This window comes from Cognatishimia activa, assembly GCF_001458335.1.
Lineage (GTDB): Bacteria > Pseudomonadota > Alphaproteobacteria > Rhodobacterales > Rhodobacteraceae > Cognatishimia > Cognatishimia activa.
Genome location: NZ_CYTO01000018.1, coordinates 52,766 through 61,120, shown reverse-complemented (window position 1 = coordinate 61,120; position 8,355 = coordinate 52,766). Strand labels below are relative to the sequence as shown.

The window sequence follows — 8,355 nt, the reverse complement described above, 5'->3', positions numbered from 1 at the left end:
ACGGGAACGCTCCGGAAGGTTCCAAGCCGACGCACTTTGAAAGATGCCAAGTCGAAGCTCCCGATGCGGAATGCAACGTCGATCCCGCCAGTGGCCAGGTCGACATAAGTGTCGCTGAGTCTCAGATCGACTGACAGATCGGGATGGGTCTCGGCGAATCGACCGAGCATGCCGGCGGCGTATATCTCGCCGAAAGTGACCGGCGCCGAAACACGCACGACACCGGTCAGTCCGCGCGGTCCTTCAGAGACCTCAGCCAAGAGATCATCGAAATCTTCTAGCAGCAGCGGTGCACGCGCCAGTAGGTCTTCGCCTGCAGCCGTCAGCCCGACCTTCCGTGTAGTGCGTTGAAACAGGCGAACCCCAAGTCGCGTTTCAAGCTCTGCCACGTATTTTGAGGTCAGCCTGTTCGATATACCGAGTTGTTCAGCGGCGCCCGTGAACGAGCCAGACTGAGCCGTGGCGACGAATGCGCGGATCTGATCAAGAACATCCATATGTCTATTAAGAACATTTTGTGGATAGTCATTCAACACCTTCGCCATTTAGGGGGGCACATTGAGGGTGTATGTACGCTTTACAAAGACACGCCGCGACAACGGCAGCTTCTCGATTGGAATTCGACATGACCACACAGACCAACACCGATTACGCCGCCTTCGCGCTTCGCATCTCAAGCGGCCTCCTTTTCATAGCTCATGGCTGGCTCAAGCTCAGCGTCTTCACCATCGCCGGTACGGTCGGCTACTTCGAAAGCCTGGGTCTGCCAGGACTGTTGGCATACCTGACGATCTTTGCTGAGATCGCCGGTGGTGTAGCTCTTATCTTGGGCGTTGGAACACGCCTTGTTTCACTCGCCCTGATCCCCGTGTTGCTTGGCGCTACCTGGGTGCACTCTGGCAATGGCTGCCTGTTTTCCAGCGAGGGTGGTGGTTGGGAGTTTCCTCTCTTCTGGGCCGTGATACAGGGTGTGATTGCCACACTCGGGAGCGGCGCATTTGCACTGCGGATCCCGGGTCTTCAAAAAGCGCTTGGCCAGTTCGCCTAAGCACAACCAAAGCTCGGGCTGCGCTGTCGCGGCCCGGCACTTTCCTAGGAGCCGAACATGAAAACCCACAGTCTCCAAGATCTGAAGGATAGTTTCGCGCCATCCAACCGTATGCCGGTCGTCTTCCTTGGTCACGGCAGCCCTATGAACGTGATTGAAGACAACAAGTACAGCCGCGCATGGTCCGACCTCGGACAAAGCCTGCCGCGACCAAAAGCAATCCTCGTCGTCTCGGCTCATTGGATGACCAAGGGAACTACTCTGGTAGATTTCTCTGCAATGCCGCGCACAATCCACGATTTTTACGGCTTCCCCAAATCGCTGTATGAGCAACAATATCCCGCCCATGGCAATCCGGAACTTGCCAGCGAGGCCGTCGCGCTTCTTGCAAGTCACCGAGCACAGGAAGATGACACTTGGGGCCTCGACCACGGAGCCTGGGCTGTTCTGAAGTTTCTCTACCCTGAGGCTGACGTGCCGGTCTTCCAAGTTTCGGTCGACATGGCACGTGACCTTGATCATCAACTTGAAATTGGCCTGGCACTTTCGGCACTAAGGGACAGGGGCGTCTTGATCCTTGGCTCGGGAAATGTGGTGCACAATCTTCGTGAAATGCATGCCGGCAGCGAACCGCGGGACTTTGCGCTAGAGTTTGACACACTCTTTTCCGATAGACTGACGGATCGCGATTTTACGGCACTGGGTGACAGAAAGGCTCTCGGCACACTTTTAACGCGCGCTCATCCGACAGTAGACCACTATTTGCCGGCGCTAACCATCGCGGGGGCTTCGGACTCGCAGGACGAACTGACGTTCATGACAGATGCCATCGATCTGGGTTCGGTCTCTATGCGGTCGTTCGTATTTCACAGAGCCTGACAATCCACGCAATAGGCCAATTCTATTGTCGTGCGAAGCCCCAGTTGGCAGGTTAGGGCAGTGCGTGCATATGGATTACACAATGGACCTTACGCATCGTTAGTAATCGACCCGCTCAAAGCCATAGTTCCCAACATAGTCTCGCCATTCCACGAACACCGCTCTGGCGAAGAGGGAACACCCATGACTGGTGCGTCCGAATGCCGTTGGAATGGCGCTCCTGTTGGCTCGATTCCAACTGAAACCTCCTTGTGTGTCATAACTTCCGATCCGGACACGCGCATACCTATCGCAATCCCCGTCGTCTCGGTCGTCATCAATCAGGACGTCATAAACGCGGATTGAGCGGACGAAATTGAATTCTGGGCCGCTAATGTCGATGTCAGCGCGGTCTTGGACCAGCTGGAGTGCAAATTCTTCCGGCAGTAGGTCAGGCTTTGGACCGGCAAGATTCAAGACGGCATTCTCAGTAGTCAGCGGTTTGTTTGCAGGTGACAAAAGTGGTCGGGGGCGGTTCTGACTAGTGAACAAAATATCGTAGAGACGACCTCGATTATCCGACGGGGTAACTGGATCATAGGATGCACCCATCGGGCACCGCCAAATCTGCAATGGAGGTTCGATTGGCCAGGGAGTAATCCTCCGGATGAATTCGGCGCGGGCACGGGCGCACGGAACTGACGCTGGCCAGCCGCCAGAGAGGCATAGCAGTATTGCGCAGTCGATCTGATACGTTTGAGCCTGAACACGATTTGCAAGGCCTACGGACGAACCAAAAAGTGCGAGTAGGGCAACAATTGAGTATTTTCGAAATGTGCGAAGCATGTGAAGAATCCTATCGAGTAGGGCGTAGTCAACATGACTCCGTTAGTATATTATTGCAACTCTAAATATATGATTGATAAATTACGCATAATTGATCTTATGTTAATTACGGATGCTCCAAATTCATAGAGTTAGAATTGGCCAAAACTTGGCGGACGGTGTTGAGCAAGATTTGAAATCATATGGCTAGAAATTCGATTGCTCGTAGTGAAGGCCGTCGCGCACATTCGGCATTGCGCCAGCAAAGGTTCCGTTCCAATCTATTTTTGAGATTTTAAATAAGTGACTCTGGTGGGATAGTTCATGCTCGCTGGATGGGCAGTAAACAACAAAAGGTGGAGCTCGAAAGCCGCAAAATAGGCCCAAAAGATATGTTGTTTTGTGGCCTACCGCTTGATGGCGATCGATGATTGTCGGCTTTCCGAATCTTCCTGAATGAGAAACGCAATTGCGGGACATCGACAATTTGCGTCTAGGCTAAGGGCTCCTCAACCTGCCAAGCTAAGCTTCTCCGGAGCTCGAGTTTCATGGATGGAAGTGTAAGTGCCTTAACTGTCAAACCGGCAAAGCGCGCGTATTCTTGTACTCGTGCAGCAGGACGCTTGATTGGATTTCTTGTACCCCGGGCAGCGTTACCAACTCGCGGTTCATGAGTTCATAGAAATGATCAAGATCACGAACGATCACACGCAAGCGAAAATCAATCTCGCCCATCAAAAGCTGGACGACTTGAATTTCAGGGACCTTGGCAGCCTTGATTGCGAATTCTTCGATGGATTGTCGTCCGTGTGCAGACAGCTTGATCCTCACGAAGACAACAGTCTCAAAACCAAGTTTCTTAGGATCCAGAATGACCGGACGGTCTTTAATGATGCCATCTTCTTCCATGCGCGCAATCCGCCGCCAAACGGGTGATTGCGACAATCCTACGTGTTTTGAAACATCAGCTGCATTCAGGTTGCCCTTGGATTGCAGAGTGCGCAGGATTCGAAAATCGATATCGTCCATTACTTGCATGAAATATTCCTCTTCTTTCCATTTTGCACATTCACCATGCAAAATAATATACACGCACTTATCATTAAGAACCCACCTTGCAAAGTGATTACAATATTCTTTTCTGACACAAGGATAGTTAAATACTTGCATGAAGTTTGCGCAATAGAGGACTTTCTTGCACGTATAAACCTCAAACGGATCAGGAGGATTTGGACGTGATGCTTAGGAATTCCCAGTCGGACGAACGTGCCCGAGCAATGGCGCATCCGGGTCGATTTAATCCTATCCGTATACAAAGTGAGCATAGTGATACTGCCGGCCATTTTCGTGTCGTCCTTCAACCCGGAAAGTCCTTGCATGACGCTCTGGTTCATCCCCTGAGGCAGGTCGGTGTGACAAGTGCATCGACGACGGTATTGGGGGGAGTGTTCAGCTACCTAGAGTACTGCGTGGCCCCTCCTGACCCCCGCAAAGAGGCCGTTATCCGATATTCCGACCCAATCATTGCAGGCGCAAGCTATCTCGTTTTTGGCAACGCGACATTGGGCCGAAGTAGCGAAGACAACCCGATGGTACATTGCCATGCCGCGGTGCGCCGCGAAGATGGCGTAGTCATGGGTGGGCACATCATCCCAGAAAAGACCATTGTGGGGACCGATCCGATTTCGGTTCTTGTCACGTCGTTCGAAGGATTCGAGTTGCGCCAGATGTACGATCCCGAAACAAATATCCCACTCTTTCAACCAGTTGCGAGCATATAAGATGATGAAACCTATCATCGTAGAACACGGAACGATGGGCCGGGTAGCCTACGCGCGGATATCCCCAAACGAAGACCTTGTGAGGGGGATCGAGAAGGTCTGCCTTGCCCAAGGTTTCCGCAATGCGTTTGTGCGCGGTGCTTTAGGCAGCCTTGTAGATGCCAGCCTAACCATCAAATCGGATGGCTCAAAGATCTTGGTAAAGGGACCCGCCGTTGAGGTTGTGAGCATTGCCGGAGAGGTCCGCACGGACGGCGACAATGCGATCTCCGCGACCCTGTCTGGTGTCGTCGCGGACACCGATGGCACGGTCAACGGCGGTGCGTTTATTCCTGGCGGGAACACAATCTGCATGACCTTTGAGGTCACGTTGGAAGAATGGCTGCCAGCGGACCACGCTGCTTAGAGAAAACACGATAAGAATGGAAATATACATGACATCTAAGATCGTTGGCTGGGCTCATACAAAGTTTGGCAAATTAGAAGCTGAAGACGTCGAGGCGTTGATCGCCGAGGTTACAGGAACCGCTCTGTCCCACGCAGAAGTTGATGCGCAAGACGTCGATGGGGTTTTTGTAGGAGTCCTAAACAACGGCTTCTCCAAACAGGGGATGGAGGGTGCATTGGTTGCGCTCAACATTCCCGAGCTAACCTACACTCCTGCGGTTCACCTAGAAAATGCCTGTGCAACAGGGTCAGCAGCGCTTTATGCAGCGATGGATTTCATTGAAGCAGGCCGTGGTAAGATTGCTTTGGTCATTGGTGCCGAAAAAATGACGGCCAAGCCTGTCGCTGAAACGGGAGATATTTTGCTCAGCGCATCCTATCGTAAGGAAGAAGGCGATATCCCTGGTGGATTTGCTGGTGTCTTTGGCCAGATCGCCCAAAGCTATTTTCAACGTTACGGTGATAAGAGCTATGAGCTCGGACTGATCTCCGCCAAGAACCACGCAAACGGTGTGCACAATCCCTACGCACACATGCAAAAAGACTTTGGTGTACCGTTTTGCACAACCGTGTCTGAGAAAAATCCCTACGTGGCGGCCCCGCTGCGCCGCACCGACTGTTCCCTAATCTCAGACGGCGCTGCTGCCATCGTTTTGATGCATGAGGATGTTGCAATCGATGCAGCCCGTGCCATTGGATTTCGCGCCCGTATACAAGTCAATGATATTTTGCCGCTGTCGCGCCGTGATCCGACAGCCTTTGAAGGTGCACGGCGTGCTTGGGCGGATGCGCGCGAAACAGCGGGCATCACTATGGGCGACCTCGATTTCGTCGAAACCCACGACTGTTTCACCATGGCCGAAATGATAGAGTACGAAGCCATGGGCCTTGCTGAGCCCGGAAAAGGCGCAGCCCTTATCCGCGACGGCTATACCCATAAGGATGGCACTCTCCCAGTAAACCCCTCAGGCGGATTGAAATCCAAGGGTCACCCTGTTGGAGCGACCGGCGTGTCGCAGCATATTATGGCTTGCATGCAGCTGATGGATGATGCCGGTGGCATGCAGATAAAAGGGGCTGAGACAGCAGGCGTCTTCAACATGGGCGGTGCTGCTGTTGCCAACTATGTCTCCATTTTGGAGCGTTCGAAATGAGCGCCGCAGTCCCTAAAGGCGGCGTTGTTCCACACACCCGTCGGGTGATGAATCTGTCCCATGTTTTGCGCCAATCCGCCCGCCGTTTTGGCCACCAAATTGGGCTTGTTTGGGGTGCCGACACATGGACGTGGGGCGAGATCGACGCGCGCGTTGATGCGATGTGTCTTGCCTTGCAGGACAAAGGGATCACCAAAGGGGATCGCGTTCTGGTACAATCATCCAACTGCAACCAGATGTTTGAAAGCATGTTTGCTTGCTTTCGGATGGGAGCAGTCTGGGTGCCAACAAATTTCCGCCAAACTCCGGATGAAGTCGCATACCTCGCGCAGTCCAGCGGCGCGGTGGCGATGATTTGCCATGCCGACTTTCCCGACCATGTGACGGCGTCAAAGACCGCAGCACCGACCATCGAAACTGTGATTTCTATTGGTGCCACAGCTTGGGCGGATGACTACGACACCTTGATCGCCGCATACCTTGGCCATCACTTTCCGGTTGCCGAGGTCGAACATGATGACCCCTGCTGGTTCTTCTACACGTCTGGCACAACGGGGCGTCCGAAGGCAGGCGTCTTGACACACGGCCAAATGGGCTTTGTCATCACGAACCACCTTTGCGACCTGATGCCGGGCACGACGCAGGCGGATGCCTCTATTGTCGTGGCCCCGTTGTCACACGGTGCCGGGATCCATCAACTTGTGAACACGGCGCGGTCGGTCAAAACCATCATGCCACGTAGCGCAGGTTTCAACGGGGATGAAATCTGGTCGCTGATTGAACGCTGGTCTGTCACGAACGTCTTCACAGTGCCAACCATCGTGAACTTGTTGATCGACGACGAAGCTGTCGACACATACGACCGCAGTTCGCTGCGCTACATCATCTACGCCGGTGCGCCCATGTACCGCGAAGATCAGAAGCGGGCGCTGAAAAAACTGGGGCCCGTGCTCGTGCAGTATTTCGGTTTGGGCGAAGTGACAGGCAACATCACAGTCCTGCCGCCCTCACTGCACGCGGCAGAGGACGGGCCGGACGTCAAAGTCGGCACCTGCGGATTTGAGCGCACCGCGATGCAGGTCTCCATTCAAAATGAAAAGGGCGGAATGGTCAAATCGGGTGAGACCGGAGAGATCGCCGTCTGCGGTCCTGCCGTGTTTGCGGGCTATTACAATAATGACGAGGCCAATGCCAAAGCTTTTCGTAACGGATGGTTCCTGACAGGAGATCTTGGTCACCTGGATGACGAAGGGTTCTTGTTCATCACAGGCCGTGCCTCCGACATGTATATTTCCGGCGGGTCAAACGTTTACCCGCGCGAGATTGAAGAAAAGATCTTACAACACCCCGCCGTGGACGAAGTCGCCATTGTCGGTGTACCCGACCCCAAATGGGGGGAGGTCGGCATCGCCGTTTGCACAGCAAATACGGCCATCGATGCTGATGCACTCCTCGCTTGGATGGATGGCAAAGTCTCGCGCTACAAAATGCCGAAGACGGTTCAATTCTGGCCCGAGCTCCCTAAATCGGCTTACGGAAAAATCACCAAAAAATTGATCAAGGCCCAGCTCGTCGAGCAAGGCGTGATCCCGTCAGCCCAAAAGGATACTGCATCATGACAACCCTCACCATTTTGGTCACAGGCGGGCCGTCTGGCATCGGGCGCGGTATCGTCGAAGGCGTCTTGGCGCGGGACTGGACGGCTATTGCCGTTGACGTCTCCGAGGGTGCACTGGCAGATTTAAAGGCCGATATGTCGGAAGCCGGTGATCGGTTGATCTGTGAACCGCTGGATGTGTCCAATGAGGACGCTGTCAACAGTCTGATTGATCGGTTTGAGGCAGACGGTCATGCGATTACTGGCGTCGTCAATTCCGCAGGGATCGGTGCGGATGTGCCCGCACTCGACACCAAGATGGACCTGTTCCGCAAAATCATTGATATCAACCTACTAGGCAGCTTCATGGTATCCCAGGCAGTGGCCAGACACATGGTCAGGCGCGGCGAAGGCTCGATCATCAACATTGCCTCAGTGTCGGGTCTAACCGGAAATACGGGCCGAGTGGCTTATGGCGCTTCGAAAGGCGGCGTGCTGCAAATGACCCGTGTGATGGCGACAGAGCTTGCGCCCTTGGGGATACGCGTAAACGCAATTGCGCCTGGGCCAGTGAATACGCCGCTTGTAGAACGGATGCACAAGACCAATTCACGCGAAGCTTGGGAAAATCGCGTACCAATGCAC

The 8,355-nt window shown here is 53.8% G+C and carries 10 protein-coding genes; 7 read left to right on the top strand and 3 right to left on the bottom strand.

The annotated features are described in order from the left end of the window. The coding region (locus tag TA5113_RS09110; RefSeq protein ID WP_131726475.1) for a LysR family transcriptional regulator at positions 1 to 497 on the bottom strand (497 nt) is incomplete at its 3' end. Between the two features lie 128 nt (positions 498 to 625). Here TA5113_RS09110 and TA5113_RS09105 point away from each other — a divergent pair. Both TA5113_RS09105 and ygiD read left to right on the top strand, forming a co-directional pair. Next, positions 626 to 1,048 carry a DoxX family protein gene (locus TA5113_RS09105; protein WP_058314198.1) on the top strand — a complete coding sequence of 141 codons (423 nt, stop codon included), beginning with the start codon at positions 626 to 628 and terminating at the stop codon, positions 1,046 to 1,048. Between the two features lie 57 nt (positions 1,049 to 1,105). Further along, positions 1,106 to 1,927, top strand: coding sequence for a 4,5-DOPA-extradiol-dioxygenase (gene ygiD / locus TA5113_RS09100; protein ID WP_058314194.1), 822 nt, complete (start codon positions 1,106 to 1,108; stop codon positions 1,925 to 1,927). Between the two features lie 99 nt (positions 1,928 to 2,026). Here the strand turns inward: ygiD and TA5113_RS17195 are convergent, their stop codons facing one another. Beyond that, a complete protein-coding gene (locus TA5113_RS17195) occupies positions 2,027 to 2,383 on the bottom strand; it encodes a hypothetical protein (protein WP_245627126.1) in 357 nt (118 codons plus the stop codon). Positions 2,384 to 3,307: 924 nt separating this feature from the next. Beyond that, positions 3,308 to 3,769 (bottom strand): Lrp/AsnC family transcriptional regulator, encoded by a 462-nt coding sequence (locus TA5113_RS09090; protein ID WP_058122132.1) that lies wholly within the window; start codon positions 3,767 to 3,769, stop codon positions 3,308 to 3,310. A 200-nt stretch (positions 3,770 to 3,969) separates the two neighbouring features. On the opposite strand from TA5113_RS09090, the gene TA5113_RS09085 reads away from it, so the two are divergent. From TA5113_RS09085 to TA5113_RS09065, 5 genes are all read left to right on the top strand, one after another. Beyond that, positions 3,970 to 4,512 carry a PPC domain-containing DNA-binding protein gene (locus tag TA5113_RS09085; RefSeq protein ID WP_058122120.1) on the top strand — a complete coding sequence of 181 codons (543 nt, stop codon included), beginning with the start codon at positions 3,970 to 3,972 and terminating at the stop codon, positions 4,510 to 4,512. Between the two features lies 1 nt (position 4,513). Continuing rightward, positions 4,514 to 4,918, top strand: coding sequence for a PPC domain-containing DNA-binding protein (locus TA5113_RS09080; RefSeq protein ID WP_058122121.1), 405 nt, complete (start codon positions 4,514 to 4,516; stop codon positions 4,916 to 4,918). Positions 4,919 to 4,946: 28 nt separating this feature from the next. After that, the gene (locus TA5113_RS09075; RefSeq protein ID WP_058122122.1) at positions 4,947 to 6,113 is read left to right on the top strand and encodes an acetyl-CoA acetyltransferase; all 1,167 of its coding nucleotides are present in this window, start codon (positions 4,947 to 4,949) and stop codon (positions 6,111 to 6,113) included. Beyond that, positions 6,110 to 7,732, top strand: coding sequence for an acyl-CoA synthetase (locus tag TA5113_RS09070; protein ID WP_058122123.1), 1,623 nt, complete (start codon positions 6,110 to 6,112; stop codon positions 7,730 to 7,732). Before TA5113_RS09075 ends, TA5113_RS09070 begins: the two co-directional genes overlap by 4 nt. Further along, positions 7,729 to 8,355 (top strand): SDR family NAD(P)-dependent oxidoreductase (locus tag TA5113_RS09065; protein WP_106686081.1); only part of this gene is annotated, 627 nt, incomplete at its 3' end. The genes TA5113_RS09070 and TA5113_RS09065, both read left to right, overlap by 4 nt.

Coding starts and splice junctions, on each gene's coding strand:
- TA5113_RS09105 (WP_058314198.1), top strand. CDS start 626: ATGACCACACAGACCAACACCGATTACGCCGCCTTCGCGCTTCGCATC.
- TA5113_RS09080 (WP_058122121.1), top strand. CDS start 4,514: ATGATGAAACCTATCATCGTAGAACACGGAACGATGGGCCGGGTAGCC.
- TA5113_RS09075 (WP_058122122.1), top strand. CDS start 4,947: ATGACATCTAAGATCGTTGGCTGGGCTCATACAAAGTTTGGCAAATTA.
- TA5113_RS09090 (WP_058122132.1), bottom strand. CDS start 3,769: ATGCAAGTAATGGACGATATCGATTTTCGAATCCTGCGCACTCTGCAA.
- TA5113_RS09085 (WP_058122120.1), top strand. CDS start 3,970: ATGCTTAGGAATTCCCAGTCGGACGAACGTGCCCGAGCAATGGCGCAT.
- TA5113_RS09070 (WP_058122123.1), top strand. CDS start 6,110: ATGAGCGCCGCAGTCCCTAAAGGCGGCGTTGTTCCACACACCCGTCGG.
- ygiD (WP_058314194.1), top strand. CDS start 1,106: ATGAAAACCCACAGTCTCCAAGATCTGAAGGATAGTTTCGCGCCATCC.